Origin of the sequence: Rhodococcus sp. C3V (assembly GCF_029269915.1) — a bacterium.
Lineage (GTDB): Bacteria > Actinomycetota > Actinomycetes > Mycobacteriales > Mycobacteriaceae > Rhodococcus_F > Rhodococcus_F qingshengii.
The window spans coordinates 657,673-670,946 of record NZ_JARJBE010000002.1 but is presented as its reverse complement, the minus strand read 5'-3'; the positions used below and the strand labels follow the sequence as shown (position 1 = coordinate 670,946).

The window sequence follows — 13,274 nt, the reverse complement described above, 5'->3', positions numbered from 1 at the left end:
CGGACCCACTCACAAAGTGTGACCGCAACCGTGTAACCAGGGAAACTTCCTAGGAGGACGCGAAGCACCCATGTCCAAAATCAAGGTTGAGGGCACCGTCGTCGAACTCGACGGCGATGAGATGACGCGCATTATCTGGCAGTTCATCAAAGACAAGTTGATCCATCCGTATCTCGATGTGAACCTCGAGTACTACGACCTCGGTATCGAGTACCGCGACGAGACCGACGACCAGGTCACCATCGACGCAGCGCACGCGATCCAGAAGCACGGCGTCGGCGTCAAATGCGCCACGATCACGCCGGACGAGGCACGTGTCGAGGAATTCGGTCTCAAGAAGATGTGGCGTTCCCCGAACGGAACGATCCGCAACATTCTCGGCGGCACGATCTTCCGCGCACCGATCATCATCTCCAACGTTCCGCGACTCGTTCCGGGCTGGACCAAGCCGATCATCATCGGCCGTCACGCATTCGGCGACCAGTACCGCGCCACAGACTTCAAGGTCCCCGGCCCCGGCAAGGTGATGATCACCTACACGCCTGAGGACGGCAGCGCACCGATCGAGCACGAACTGGTCAACTTCCCCGAAGAGGGCGGCGTCGTCCAGGGGCAGTACAACTTCACCACGTCCATCCGTGACTTCGCTCGCGCGTCGCTCACCTACGGACTGCAGCAGAACTACCCGGTGTACCTGTCCACCAAGAACACCATTCTCAAGGCGTACGACGGTGCCTTCAAGGACATCTTCCAGCACGTCTACGAGACCGAGTTCAAGGCTGAGTTCGATGCTGCAGGTCTGACCTACGAGCACCGCCTCATCGACGACATGGTCGCTTCCGCACTCAAGTGGGAGGGCGGATACGTCTGGGCATGCAAGAACTACGACGGCGACGTCCAGTCCGACACCGTGGCCCAGGGCTTCGGCTCGCTCGGCCTCATGACGTCGGTTCTGCTGACACCGGACGGAAAGACCTGTGAGGCAGAGGCTGCTCACGGCACCGTGACGCGTCACTACCGTCAGCACCAGCAGGGCAAGCCCACCTCGACCAACCCGATCGCGTCCATCTTCGCGTGGACCCGCGGGCTCGAGCATCGTGGCAAACTCGACAGCACCCCTGAGGTCATCGGCTTCGCGCAGGCGCTCGAAGACGTTGTCATCAAGACCGTCGAAAGCGGCCAGATGACCAAGGACCTCTCGATGCTGGTCGGCGGCGATCAGGGCTACCTGACCACCGAGGAGTTCCTCGGCGCACTCGACGTGAACCTGCAGAAGGCCATGGCCGCGAAGTAGATTCACCGCTTCACCTGTCAAATGGGACGTCTGGGAAACCAGGCGTCCCATTTGTGTTCGCGGTCTCACGTGAGTGAACTCACCCGCTCTCACTTGGAAGTTCAACCAGGTGTGAGACCACAATTGATCAGTGACTTCGTCTACCCTCTCCCGTTCTGACACCTCGACACCCGGGGTTCGTTCCGCCAGAGGTCCGGCGATGCTCGCTCTCGCTCTCGGCGGTTTCGGTATCGGCACAACCGAGTTCGTCGCCATGGGGTTGCTCCCGGAAATGGCATCCGGACTCGGTGTCTCGGAACCCGTCGCGGGTCACGTGATCTCGGCGTACGCGCTCGGGGTTGTCGTCGGCGCTCCGCTGATCGCTGCACTCACCGCACGAGTACCGCGCCGCACCCTGTTGATCGCACTCATGGTCGCGTTCACCGTCGGCAATGCCGCCTCGGTTTTCGCGCCCTCGTACACGACGCTGATGATGGCCCGCTTCGTCGCCGGATTGCCGCACGGCGCGTATTTCGGAGTCGCCGCACTGGTCGCAGCTCACCTGGCCGAACCGGGAAAACGCGCGAAGGCCGTCGCCATGGTGATGATGGGTCTTTCCGTGGCCAACGTGATCGGGGTACCGGTCGCGGCCTGGATCGGCCAGGCACTCGGCTGGCGCAGCGCCTTCGCCTTGGTCGCCGTGATCGGAGTGGCAACCGTTGCTTCGCTCTTCGTCTGGATTCCGCGTTTGGACGGCATGCCGGTGACGAATCCGATCACCGAACTCGGGGCACTGGGCCGCGTTCAGGTGTGGATGACCCTGATCGTGGGCATGGTCGGATTCGGCGGGATGTTTGCCGTCTACACCTACATCAGTACGACTCTCACCGACGTGTCCGGGCTTGGCGCTTCGTTCATTCCCCTCGCACTCATGCTGTACGGACTGGGCATGGTGGCCGGCAACTTCGTCGGTGGATACCTCGCGGATCGCGCACTGATGAAGGGCTTGTTCCTGTCGATGGGATCCCTCGTGGTCATCCTCGCGATCTTCGTTATCGCCGTGCGCAATCCGTACACGGCGCTCGTCTTCGTCTTCCTCATCGGGCTCGCCGGGTCGTCGATGGTGCCTGGCCTCCAGACACGGTTGATGGATGTCGCCGAGGATGCTCAGACCTTGGCCGCGTCTCTCAATCACGCCGCACTCAACATCGCCAACGCCTTCGGAGCGTGGATCGGCGGCGTCGTCATCGCAGCCGGTTACGGGTACACCGCGCCGGCAGCGGTGGGGTCGTTGCTGGCCGTCGCGGGTCTCGTCGTGCTGGCGGTGGCGGTGATTCTGCAGCGTAGGGCCGCGCGCTGACCTGGGCGCCCATCCGCGTCGGTGGAATCGGCTACGGTGCTTGCCGTGCCACAAACTGCTGACTCCCACATTCTTGCGCCCCACACCATCACGTCCGTGAACGTCAACGGCGTTCGAGCAGCTGCCCGCAAGGGCATGCTCGACTGGCTGGAGAAGACGTCGGCGGATTTCATCTGCCTTCAGGAAACGCGTGCGTCGGACGACCAGCTTCGCGAGACCCTCGAGCCGGCACTCGGCAACGGATGGTTCCTGGTCTCCGCCGAGCCGTCCGCGAAGGGACGCAACGGAGTCGCGGTGCTCTCACGCACGGAACCTGACGCGGTGCGGATCGGTCACGGGGACGACGAGTTTCTCGACGCCGGTCGATACATCGAAGCCGACTTCGCCGATCTGACCGTCGCGAGCCTGTACCTGCCCTCCGGTGAGGCGCTCACGCCGAAGCAGGAGGAGAAGGAGCGGTTCATGGCATCCTTCGCAGTTCACCTCGCCTCCACCGCTGCAGCGGCCGAGGCTGCCGATCGTCACGTGGTGGTCAGCGGCGATTGGAACATCGCGCACACCGAACTCGACCTCAAGAACTGGAAGACCAACAAGAAGTCCTCGGGATTCCTCCCCGAGGAGCGCGCCTGGATGGATCTGCTGTTCGCCGAAGATTCCGCGTGGGTGGACGTCTTCCGCACCCTCCATCCGGGTGTCGACGGCCCGTACTCGTGGTGGTCTTACCGCGGAAAGGCATTCGACAACGATTCGGGTTGGCGTATCGATTACCAGGTTGCCACTCGCGGATACGCCGAGCGGGCCAAGGTCGCGCTCGTGGAACGCGCTGAGTCCTACGACCTCCGTTGGTCGGATCATGCGCCTGTCACCGTCTCGTACCGATAGAGACGCGTATGTCTGAAGGTCTGAAAATGCCGAGCGCAAAGACGTGCAACGCCATCATCACCGTCGTGGTGGCGGTGGTTGCGCTCGTACTGGCGGTCACCCTTTCTTCACGTGACTCCGACAGTTCGGCGTCGTCGGTGACGAAGTCCTCGAGCGTTCAGTCCTCGAGTGTTCAAGCCAAGCCTGGCGTCACCACCAAGGCTGCGCCGTCGAGTTCCGCGCCCTCGAATTCCGCTGCCAAGCCAACGCAGCAGACAAGCACCGATGCGCCGGCACGAGTGCTCGCCACGCTGGTCGAGATCGACGCCGGGAGGTGGCCGGATTCCGCCAATGCGCCGGGCACCAAGGGCGGCATCACCTTCCGCAACAGCGAAGGACGTCTACCCGCTGTCGGTGCCGGTGGCGGACGTGTCGTCTATCAGGAATGGGACGTCAACGCGAAGAAGAACGGCCAAGGACGCGACGCCGAGCGAATCGTCACCGGCAACGACGGTTCGGCGTGGTACACCCTCGATCACTACGACACGTTTGTGAGGATTCGCTGATGTCCGACTCGTCTCCGGTCAGCGTGGCGCAGTGGCTGGATCCGTCTTCGGATGTGGCTTCGGTGGCCCTGCAGAGCGACCCGGCCGTCGCAGATGATCTTGCACGTGAACTCCGTGGCGAGAATTTTGTCGTTCGGGTGGTTCGCGGCGAGAACATGCGGACAACGGCGCAGGTCTTCGACGAGTTCGCGGCAGCCTTCCAGTTTCCGTCCCACTTCGGGCGAAACAAAGACGCTTTCGACGATGTCATGCGCGATCTCGACGACGTCCTCGGACTCGGCGCCGGATATGTAGTTGTGGTTCGAGGTGCGGGTTCTCTACTGTCCGAGCAACAGGATCAGTTGGAGTGGTTCCGCGAAACGATGGACTTCTACGCCGAAGAATGGGAACCCGTCGTTTTCCGGACCGCCTACCAGTTCGGTGCGGAGGACCTCACCGCACACGGTGAAGACCTCGTCGAACTCGACTACCCGGGCACCACGCCACTGCACTGATTTCCACTCGTGAAAAGATCGGAACCATGTCGACCCCTGCAGAACAGAAGCCCACCGCAAAGCCTCGCGTGCTTTCCGGAATCCAGCCGACGTCGGATTCTTTCCACCTCGGCAACTACCTGGGTGCGCTGCAGCAGTGGGTTCCGTTGCAGGACGATTTCGACGCTTTCTACTTCATTCCGGATCTTCACGCCATCACGGTGACGCAGGACCCGAAGGAATTGCGTCGTCGCACCAAGGTTGCGGTCGCTCAGCTCCTTGCGGTGGGGATCGATCCGGATCGGGCGACGCTGTTCGTGCAGAGTCAGGTTCCCGAGCACGCACAGTTGGCGTGGGTCCTGAACTGCATCACCGGTTTCGGTGAAGCCAGCCGTATGACGCAGTTCAAGGACAAGTCCGCCAAGCAAGGCAGCGACAACGCCAGTGTCGGCTTGTTCACGTATCCGGTTCTGATGGCCGCGGACATCCTTCTGTACCGCCCGCAGCGAGTCCCCGTGGGTGAGGATCAGCGTCAGCACCTCGAACTCGCACGCGATCTGGCCGGCCGGTTCAACACCCGCTACGGCAAGGCGTTCGTCGTTCCCGAGCCGCAGATCATCAAGGGCACGGCAAAGATCTACGACCTGCAGGATCCAACCGCGAAGATGAGCAAGTCCGCTGCCAGTGCGGCCGGACTGATCAATCTGCTCGACGACCCGAAGGTGTCGGCGAAGAAGATCAAGTCGGCCGTCACCGACAACGAGCGCGAGATTCGTTTCGACCCGCAGGCCAAGCCGGGCGTCAGCAACCTGCTCACCATTCAGTCGGCTCTCTCGGGAGTACCGATCGAGACTCTGGTGGCCGGTTACGAGGGCAAGGGGTACGGCGACCTCAAGACCGATACCGCTGACGTGCTGACCGAGTTCGTCACCCCACTCAAGGCGAAGGTCGACGGTTACCTTGCCGACGAGGCAGAGCTGGATCGCATCATCGCGGCCGGAGCGCACCGCGCCCGTGAGGTGTCTTCACGCACTCTCGCCGCTGTCTATGACAAGGTCGGATTCCTGGCACCGAAGGGCTGACTTACGCGAATTCGGACTCACGACGCCTGACCGAACATGAGGGGGACGGCAATGGCTGACACGGACGACGACGCACCGAGCTTTCTCGAGAAGCAACGGGCAGCGCGACCCTGGCTCGATCATCTGGTTCGCGCGGCCGGACGGTTTCAAGAGCAAAAAGGCGACTATTACGCTGCTGGTATCACGTACTTCAGCGTTCTCGCGTTGATTCCGATCATGATGGTCGCGTTTGCAGTGGCCGGTTTCGTATTGGCCGGGCATCCCGAGTACCTGGAGTCGATTCAGGAGCAGATCACCAAGAGCATTCCGGGCAGCTTGGGTGACACCATCAACACGCTGATCGATTCGGCCATCGACTCGCGCGCGAGCGTCGGAATCTTCGGCCTCCTGGGTGCTGCGTACGCGGGTCTCGGTTGGATGGCAAATGTTCGCGACGCGCTGACGGCGATGTGGGAGAGCAAGCGCGAGCCCAAGGGGTTCGTACGTACCAAACTTGGTGACGCAGGGGCCCTCGTCGGTCTGGCTCTCGCCATGGTCGTCTCACTGGGAATGTCGGCGCTGAGCAGTGGGCCGGTTGCGACTCAGATCGTGAAATGGCTCAACCTCGAGAACATCACCGGTGTCGGCGTGGGGCTCAGAGTTGTTTCACTGTTGCTCTCACTCCTGGCGACGTGGGCGGTGTTCCTGTGGGTGATCGCCCGGCTGCCGCGCGAGCCTGTCACGCTGCGTAGCGCTGCGCAGGCAGCGGTTATCGCCGCGATTGTGTTCGAGATCTTCAAGCAGGTGGGTGCGATCTACCTCGCTGCCGTCACCAACGGACCAGCGGGCGTGGCATTCGGTCCGATCATCGGTTTGCTCGTGTTCGTGTTCACGGCGTCACGGATGCTGCTGTTCTGCACGGCGTGGGCGGCGACGACCAAGGAAAGTATGGCCCTGGCGTTCGTTCCGCCGCCGGATCCCGCCGTGATCTCGCCGCGAATCGTTGTCAGTGACGGTGCTTCACCGTCTCGCGTGGCTGCGCTGATCGCCACGGGTGCGGTTGCCGGCCTGGGTCTTTCGGGCTTCATGCGTCGTCGGCCGCGCTAGCGCCTCCGACGGTTGAGGGCAACGGCTCCCGCCACCAGCGCGATCACCACTACTCCACCGACAGCACCGATGAGGATGCGGTCAGTGGTGTCGGATTCGGCGTCGGTAGCGGTGGGTGCTGCCGAGATCGAGCCTGGTGCAGCGGCAGACGGTGTGCGAGTGACATCGGGACTGGAATCGTCGGTGGATCGGTCCGTCAACGAGCCGACGGTTGTGCTCGCGGGGAGTGCATATCCGTAGTCGAGTAGACGGGCAGCTTGTTCCCACGGACGGATCGGCTTGGCTTCGCCGCCCATCAATGTCACCAGTAGTTTCCGGCCGTTACGCTCCGCGCCACCCACATACGTGTGGCGGGCGTCGTCGGTGAAGCCGGTCTTGCCGCCCAATGCGCCGTCGTAGTTGTAGAGCAGCTGATTGTCGTTGGCGAGAGTGAATCCGGGGCGGTCCTGATCGTCGGGAATCGTCGGATCCTTGGGGAAGCCGGGAAATTCGACGGTCTCGGTATGGATCAGACCGGCAAACGTCGGATTCTGCAGGGCGGTATGGAAAATCACGGCCAGGTCGTACGGCGAGCTGCTCATCCCCGGGCCGTCGAGTCCGGATGGAGTTGCCGTGCGAGTGTCGAGGGCGCCGAGTTCGGCCGCGAGCGCGTTCATTTTCGACACGGCTGCAGCGTCACCGCCGAGTTGGCGGGCAAGAGCATGCGCGGCATCGTTTCCCGACGCCATGACCAGACCCTGCATCAGTTGCCGGTTGGTGTACTTGCCGCCCTTGCCGATGCCGACAGCGCTACCTTCAGCGTCCGCGTCTTCGGCCGTTGCGGTGATTTCGGTGTCGAGATCGAGTTCGTCGAGCGCGACAAGAGCCAAGAGCATCTTGATGGTGCTGGCGGGGCGGTAGCGACCGTGCGGATCTTTGGCGGCGAGGACCTCGCCGGTTTCGGCGTCCGCGAGTACCCATCCTGATGCCGCGATGTCGGCCGGGAGCGGGGGAGCGCCGTCAGGGAGCACAACACCGCACTCGCCGAGCTTGTCTCCACCGACGGGGCTTTCCGGAATCGGGACAGCAGTCGGGGCTGTGGATCCGGGCGCGGGTGCTTCGGAGAGATCGATCGCCGGTGCCGGGCTACTCGTGAACGGGCAGCTGTCGGTGTTGGGTGTTGTGAACGGCGCTTCGGTGGTGGTGGTGGGCGGCGGCGGGGCCGGTTGGGCGCCGGCCACTCCCGAGGTCCCGACGACACCGGTAAACGCAATGCTCCCTGAGAGCACTGTTCCGGCAACTGCCACTGCACACTTTCGACGCCACATCATCGATATACGAGGGTATGCGAACCTGAGGGAACGTCCGAATCGCCACGCAAGCAGAGGGATCGAAAACAGGCGATTCGGTTTGTACATCGGTCATAGTCGACGATCGCCGCCGATGAGTTCCACCACCACGCAGAGTCTGTAACAGTGGGGTAGTCGGCTACTCGAATGGCGCACACGCACTGACGACAGGGGATCGGTATGGGCAAGATCGTGGTGACAGAATTCGTGTCTTTGGACATGGTGATGGAAGCTCCCGGTGGCGAACCGGGTTATGCGCACACTGGATGGGTCTTTCCGTACCAGGAGGGCGATCAGATGAAGTTCAAACTCGACGAAACCCTCGCCGCGGACGTCCTTCTACTCGGGCGGCGGACCTATGAGAGCTTCGCCGGTGCCTGGCCCGAGCGCGAAGACGACCAAGGCTTTGCGGACAAGATGAACGAGATGCCCAAGTACGTCGTCACGAGTTCGACCGAACCGCTCGAATGGAACAACTCGACGGCACTCGACGGTCCCATCGAGGAAGCCGTTCCGAAGCTGAAGGAGCAGATCGACGGCGAAATCCTGGTCGCGGGAAGTCGGACGCTCGTCCACGCGTTGTTGCTGGCCGGTCTGGTCGACGAGCTTCGTCTGATGGTCTTCCCGGTCATTCTCGGGTCCGGCGGGAGAGTGTTCCCCGAATCGGCCGACAAGATCGTCCTCGAGTTGAAGGACGATCGTCGGTACGAATCCGGAGTTCAAGTACTGACGTACCACCCCACGGTCACGTAGACCTCTCGAAAACATCTGTGGCCGAGACTCTTCGAGAGCCTCGGCCACAGATGTCTTGCCGGCTAACTGTTCTCGGGGAATCCGAGGTTGATTCCGCCGTGGCTGGGGTCGAGCCAGCGACTGGTGACGGCTTTACCTCGCGTGAAGAAATGAACACCTTCTGTCCCGTGAGCGTGGGTGTCACCGAAGAGGCTGTTCTTCCAGCCGCCGAAGCTGTAGTAGGCCATGGGAACCGGGATGGGGACGTTGATGCCGATCATTCCGACCTCCACCTCGTTCTGGAAGCGTCGGGCAGCGCCGCCGTCGTTGGTGAAGATGGCGGTGCCGTTTCCGTACGGGTTGTTGTTGATCAGTTCGAGGGCTTGGTCGTAGGTATCGACACGCACGACGGACAGGACAGGTCCGAAGATTTCGTCGGTGTAGATCGACATGTCGGTGGTGACGTGGTCGATGAGGGTGGGCCCGAGCCAGAAGCCGTCCGGTCCACCGTCGGCCTGAACTGTGCGTCCGTCGACCACGATCGTGGCACCGTCCTTCTCGCCGGCATCGACATAGGACGCGACTTTGTCGCGATGGGCCTTGGTGACGAGCGGACCCATGTCGGAGTTCTTGGTGCCGTCACCGGTGACGAGGGGAGTGGTGCGTTCGACGATCTTGGCAACCAGTTCGTCGGCGATGTCGCCGACTGCGACCAGGGCGGAGATCGCCATGCATCGTTCGCCCGCGGAGCCGAATCCCGCGTTGACCATTGCGTCGGCGGCGAGGTCGAGGTCGGCGTCCGGCAGAACGATGGCGTGGTTCTTGGCGCCGCCGAGTGCTTGCACGCGTTTGCCGTTGGCGGTGCCGGTGGCATAGACGTACTGGGCAATGGGGGTGGATCCGACAAACGAAATCGCTTTGACTGCTTTGTTTTCCAGAAGTTCGTCGACGGCGAGCTTGTCACCTTGGAGGACGTTGAAGACGCCGGGGGGCAGACCGGCTTCGGCCCAGAGTTCGGCGAGCCAGATCGCCGCGGTGGGGTCCTTCTCCGAGGGCTTGAGAATCACGGTGTTCCCGGCGGCAATGGCGACCGGGAAGAACCACATGGGGACCATCGCGGGAAAGTTGAAGGGCGAGATGATGCCGACGGGGCCGAGGGGTTGGCGGATGGAGTAGACGTCGACCTTGGTCGATGCATTCTCGGTGTATCCGCCCTTGAGGAGATGCGGTATTCCGCAAGCGAATTCGACAACTTCCTGCCCGCGGCTGATTTCGCCGAGGGCGTCGGAGAGAACCTTGCCGTGCTCGGCTGTGATGATCTCGGCGAGTTCACCTTTGCGAGCGTTGAGGAGTTCGCGGAAGCTGAACAGTACCTGTGTGCGCCGGGCCAGTGAGGTGTCACGCCAGGCGGGGAAGGCCGCCGCAGCCGCGTCGATGACAGCGCGGGCGTCCTCGAGGTTCGCCAGGGCCAGTCGGCCGGTGATCTGTCCGGTGGCGGGGTTGGTGACGGTGGCGGTGTCCTCGGACGTTCCGGCGAACGGCTTGCCGTCCAGCCAGTGCGCGATGACACGAGTATCAGTGCTGGTCATGGTATTTCCTAGTGGTCTGGTGACTCAGGAGTTCGGGGAGGTGTACTTGGCGACGTAGTCGTTCATCGTCTCGCGCTGGTACCGGGAAACCTCGTGCGCGTTTTCGTTCTCGGCGAAGACGCTCGACACCACCACGGCGTTCTCACGTTCGTAGAAGCCGAGTTTGCCGAGACCGCCGAAGAATTCGTCCCAGTTGACGTCTCCGTCACCGATTTTGAGATGCTGATGCACTCGAACGGCATTGCCTGGCGGGTTGGTGATGTAGCGCAGTCCGTGGGAACGGTGATGATCCATGGTGTCCGCCACGTGAACGAGTCGGACCATGTCGCCGGCGGCCTCCATGATGGCGGGAAGGTCCCCACCCATGTGGAATTGGTGGCACGCCACGATCACCATGCCGAGGTTCTTGGAGTTCACACCACGGATCGTGCGGATCGCGGCTAGTCCGTCTTCGACAAAATCGTCCGGGTGGGGGTCGATCAGGACGTCGATTCCCTCGCGTTCGATGATCGGAACCAGTTCCTCCATCGAACGATAGAACGCACGCTCGGACTCTTCGGCCTTTTCGGGGCGGCCGGAGAATTCGGTGTTCATGACGTTGACACCGAGATCGACCGTGATCTGGATGGCCCGCTTCCAGTAGCGCACGGCTGCTTCGCGAGCGTCCTCGTCCGGGCCGGACCACCGAAGGACCGGGAGCACCGACGCGATGCCGACTCCCGCACTCGCGCAGGCCTTCCGGAACTCGGTGACGAGCGCGTCGTCGGCTTTCGGGTGATTGAAGAACGGGATCATGTCGACGTGCGGTGTGAGCTGCAGGTACTCGTACCCGAGATCGGCAACAACCTGAGGTAGCTCGAGTAGTGAGTAATCGTGATGGAAAGGTGTGGGGTCGAGTGCGACCTTCATCGCTAAGCTCCGGCCACAGAGTCGCGCGCAACCATGTCCACGACGACGCGCTGACCCGTCTCCAGAGACTTCACACCGGCGGCGCAGACAGCGGCCGCGGCGTACCCGTCCCAAGCACCTGGTCCGTCGATGTAGTTGCCGGTGCCGGCGCCCGTCTTCACTGCCTTGATCCACCGGGCGAACTCGGTGTCGTAGGCCTGCCCGAAGCGTTCGCGGAATCCTGGGGTGATCTGCCCACCCCAGTTGCCGGGCTTGGTCTTTCGGATCAGTCCCACGTCGAGTCCGATCATCGCGCTTCCGAGTTCGCCGACAACTTCGGTGCGCACCTCGTAGGCAACTCCGGTGGTGACAAACACCTCGGCGTCGACGTGTCTGCCGGACTCGGTCTCGAATATCGCGATCTGTGGGTCTTGAATGCCCTCGGGAGCAAGCGAATTCGCGGCCGGTCGGATGATCTGCACTGAGGTGATCTCTTCGTCGAGCAGGAATCGTGTCACGTCGACCTCGTGGACGAGTGAGTCCTTGACGATCATCGCGCTGTCGAAGCCGTTCGGAACCGCAGGATTGCGGTGAGCGCAGTGCACAACGAGAGGGCGACCGAGATCGCCGCTGTCGATCAAATCCTTGAGCTGGGTGTATTCGTGGTCGAACCGGCGCATGAAACCAACCTGGATCAGTCTTTTTCCCAGCGCTGCTTCGGCTTTGACGATCGTGAGCGAACTGTCCGCGTCGGTGGTCAGCGGCTTTTCGCAGAGAACAGGCTTGCCCGCTTCGAGGCAGGCAAGAACCTGCTTCTCATGGGTCGGGCCCGGGGTTGCGAGAACAACGGCGTCGACGTCCTCGGCTGCGATGGCATCGAACGGATCGACGACGACGCGCGCCCCTGGCGTCAGTGCTGCGATTTCCTCGGCGCGGGCGAGAGAGTAGTCGTTGACGACGGTGACGCGGGCACCGCCGATTTTGTTGGTGATGCGGTCGACGTGATCGGCCCCCATGATGCCGACGCCGAGCACTGCGATCCGGAGATCCTGGTTGTCAGACATGCGGTGGTACTCCTCGATTGTGTTGCTCAGTTGAAACGGACGGCGGGGACGCCACAGGTGGACAGGTATTTCTGAGTGCGCGCTGCGATGGGCAGCGGTGTGTCGGGATGGCAGGGATACATGTCCTGCTCGACGATCGCGAACACGTCGATGCCGAGCTTCTCGATGGCCTCCAGAAGCGGCGGCATGTCGGGGATTCCGCGCGGCGGTTCGATCATGGCACCGAGTTTGACGGCCTCACCGAACGGCAGGTCCTCCGCCTCAACCTTGGCGACTATCGCCGGATCCACCTGTTTGAGGTGTAGGTACCCGATGCGCTCCGGATGTTTGTTGATAATTGCGAGATTGTCGCCGCCGCAGTAGCTGATGTGGCCGGTGTCGAGACACAGATTCACGAAACGCTCGTCGGTCCCTTCGAGGAACTTGTAGACGTTGTCTTCGATGTCGACGTGACTGTCGGCATGAGGATGGTACTGCGCCATGACGCCGTACTCCTCGAGCATTGCCTTCCCGAGAGCGTTCATGCCGTCGGTTTTCTTACGCCACTGCTCGGGCGTCAGATTGCGGTCTTCGAGTACCGCTCCGGTGGAAGGGTCGCGCCACATCTCAGGGATGACCACCACGTGCTTGCCGCCGACGGCTGCGGTCAACTTGGCGACGTCCTTGATCTGATTCCAGACGGCATCCCAGGAATCGTCCTGGTGCAGGTGTTCGAAAACGGTACCGGCCGAAAGCTTCAGGCCGCGGGCGCCGAGTTCGTCCGTCAACTTGGCTGGATCGGTCGGAAGGTATCCGAACGGGCCGAGTTCGATCCATTCGTATCCCGACGCGGATACCTCGTCGAGGAATCGTGTGTAAGGGGTCTGCTGTGGATCGTCCGGAAACCACACGCCCCAGGAGTCGGGGGCTGATCCGACGCGAATCGCGCTCATGTCTAGATTCCTTTCGCGGGCAAGCTTTATGGGGTGTGGT

At 62.3% G+C, this 13,274-nt stretch carries 13 protein-coding genes; 8 read left to right on the top strand and 5 right to left on the bottom strand.

Annotated elements, in window-relative coordinates:
- Positions 1 to 70: 70 nt before the first annotated feature.
- The 7 genes from P3G66_RS08165 to yhjD all read left to right on the top strand — a co-directional run bounded on the left by P3G66_RS08165 (position 71) and on the right by yhjD (position 6,701).
- Positions 71 to 1,294, top strand: coding sequence for an NADP-dependent isocitrate dehydrogenase (locus tag P3G66_RS08165; protein WP_003940772.1), 1,224 nt, complete (start codon positions 71 to 73; stop codon positions 1,292 to 1,294).
- A 199-nt stretch (positions 1,295 to 1,493) separates the two neighbouring features.
- On the top strand, positions 1,494 to 2,633 hold the full coding sequence (locus P3G66_RS08160; protein WP_003941030.1) for an MFS transporter: 1,140 nt from the start codon (positions 1,494 to 1,496) through the stop codon (positions 2,631 to 2,633).
- A 36-nt stretch (positions 2,634 to 2,669) separates the two neighbouring features.
- Positions 2,670 to 3,515, top strand: a complete 846-nt coding sequence (locus P3G66_RS08155) for an exodeoxyribonuclease III (protein ID WP_020969128.1) — start codon at positions 2,670 to 2,672, stop codon at positions 3,513 to 3,515.
- 26 nt (positions 3,516 to 3,541) lie between these two features.
- Entirely contained in the window at positions 3,542 to 4,060 is a 519-nt protein-coding gene (locus P3G66_RS08150) for a ribonuclease domain-containing protein (RefSeq protein WP_276116375.1), read from the top strand.
- A complete protein-coding gene (locus P3G66_RS08145) occupies positions 4,060 to 4,554 on the top strand; it encodes a barstar family protein (protein WP_276116374.1) in 495 nt (164 codons plus the stop codon). Before P3G66_RS08150 ends, P3G66_RS08145 begins: the two co-directional genes overlap by 1 nt.
- Before the next feature lie 26 nt (positions 4,555 to 4,580).
- Positions 4,581 to 5,615 carry a tryptophan--tRNA ligase gene (trpS, locus tag P3G66_RS08140; RefSeq protein ID WP_003941025.1) on the top strand — a complete coding sequence of 345 codons (1,035 nt, stop codon included), beginning with the start codon at positions 4,581 to 4,583 and terminating at the stop codon, positions 5,613 to 5,615.
- Positions 5,616 to 5,666: 51 nt separating this feature from the next.
- Entirely contained in the window at positions 5,667 to 6,701 is a 1,035-nt protein-coding gene (yhjD, locus tag P3G66_RS08135) for an inner membrane protein YhjD (RefSeq protein WP_007727380.1), read from the top strand.
- Here the strand turns inward: yhjD and P3G66_RS08130 are convergent.
- A complete protein-coding gene (locus P3G66_RS08130) occupies positions 6,698 to 8,011 on the bottom strand; it encodes a D-alanyl-D-alanine carboxypeptidase family protein (RefSeq protein ID WP_082920581.1) in 1,314 nt (437 codons plus the stop codon). The genes yhjD and P3G66_RS08130 overlap by 4 nt on opposite strands.
- 198 nt (positions 8,012 to 8,209) lie before the next feature.
- Between P3G66_RS08130 and P3G66_RS08125 the strand changes: the two genes are divergently transcribed.
- Positions 8,210 to 8,782, top strand: a complete 573-nt coding sequence (locus tag P3G66_RS08125; RefSeq protein WP_007727376.1) for a dihydrofolate reductase family protein — start codon at positions 8,210 to 8,212, stop codon at positions 8,780 to 8,782.
- A 62-nt stretch (positions 8,783 to 8,844) separates the two neighbouring features.
- On the opposite strand, the gene P3G66_RS08120 is transcribed toward P3G66_RS08125, so the two are convergent.
- Genes P3G66_RS08120 through P3G66_RS08105 form a run of 4 tightly spaced genes read right to left on the bottom strand, consistent with a single transcriptional unit; the run spans position 8,845 to position 13,234 of the window.
- Positions 8,845 to 10,350 (bottom strand): CoA-acylating methylmalonate-semialdehyde dehydrogenase, encoded by a 1,506-nt coding sequence (locus P3G66_RS08120; RefSeq protein ID WP_003941032.1) that lies wholly within the window; start codon positions 10,348 to 10,350, stop codon positions 8,845 to 8,847.
- 24 nt (positions 10,351 to 10,374) lie between these two features.
- Positions 10,375 to 11,259, bottom strand: a complete 885-nt coding sequence (locus tag P3G66_RS08115) for a sugar phosphate isomerase/epimerase family protein (protein ID WP_276116373.1) — start codon at positions 11,257 to 11,259, stop codon at positions 10,375 to 10,377.
- 2 nt (positions 11,260 to 11,261) lie between these two features.
- The gene (locus P3G66_RS08110) at positions 11,262 to 12,302 is read right to left on the bottom strand and encodes a Gfo/Idh/MocA family oxidoreductase (RefSeq protein ID WP_007727372.1); all 1,041 of its coding nucleotides are present in this window, start codon (positions 12,300 to 12,302) and stop codon (positions 11,262 to 11,264) included.
- A 26-nt stretch (positions 12,303 to 12,328) separates the two neighbouring features.
- On the bottom strand, positions 12,329 to 13,234 hold the full coding sequence (locus tag P3G66_RS08105; RefSeq protein ID WP_007727370.1) for a sugar phosphate isomerase/epimerase: 906 nt from the start codon (positions 13,232 to 13,234) through the stop codon (positions 12,329 to 12,331).
- Between the last annotated feature and the right edge of the window lie 40 nt (positions 13,235 to 13,274).

Bases quoted from the DNA above. Each gene is read 5' to 3' on its own strand.
- P3G66_RS08160 (WP_003941030.1), top strand. From the start codon at position 1,494: ATGCTCGCTCTCGCTCTCGGCGGTTTCGGTATCGGCACAACCGAGTTC.
- P3G66_RS08110 (WP_007727372.1), bottom strand. From the start codon at position 12,302: ATGTCTGACAACCAGGATCTCCGGATCGCAGTGCTCGGCGTCGGCATC.
- P3G66_RS08105 (WP_007727370.1), bottom strand. From the start codon at position 13,234: ATGAGCGCGATTCGCGTCGGATCAGCCCCCGACTCCTGGGGCGTGTGG.
- P3G66_RS08145 (WP_276116374.1), top strand. From the start codon at position 4,060: ATGTCCGACTCGTCTCCGGTCAGCGTGGCGCAGTGGCTGGATCCGTCT.
- P3G66_RS08115 (WP_276116373.1), bottom strand. From the start codon at position 11,259: ATGAAGGTCGCACTCGACCCCACACCTTTCCATCACGATTACTCACTA.
- P3G66_RS08165 (WP_003940772.1), top strand. From the start codon at position 71: ATGTCCAAAATCAAGGTTGAGGGCACCGTCGTCGAACTCGACGGCGAT.
- P3G66_RS08125 (WP_007727376.1), top strand. From the start codon at position 8,210: ATGGGCAAGATCGTGGTGACAGAATTCGTGTCTTTGGACATGGTGATG.
- P3G66_RS08150 (WP_276116375.1), top strand. From the start codon at position 3,542: ATGCCGAGCGCAAAGACGTGCAACGCCATCATCACCGTCGTGGTGGCG.
- P3G66_RS08120 (WP_003941032.1), bottom strand. From the start codon at position 10,350: ATGACCAGCACTGATACTCGTGTCATCGCGCACTGGCTGGACGGCAAG.
- trpS (WP_003941025.1), top strand. From the start codon at position 4,581: ATGTCGACCCCTGCAGAACAGAAGCCCACCGCAAAGCCTCGCGTGCTT.
- yhjD (WP_007727380.1), top strand. From the start codon at position 5,667: ATGGCTGACACGGACGACGACGCACCGAGCTTTCTCGAGAAGCAACGG.
- P3G66_RS08130 (WP_082920581.1), bottom strand. From the start codon at position 8,011: ATGATGTGGCGTCGAAAGTGTGCAGTGGCAGTTGCCGGAACAGTGCTC.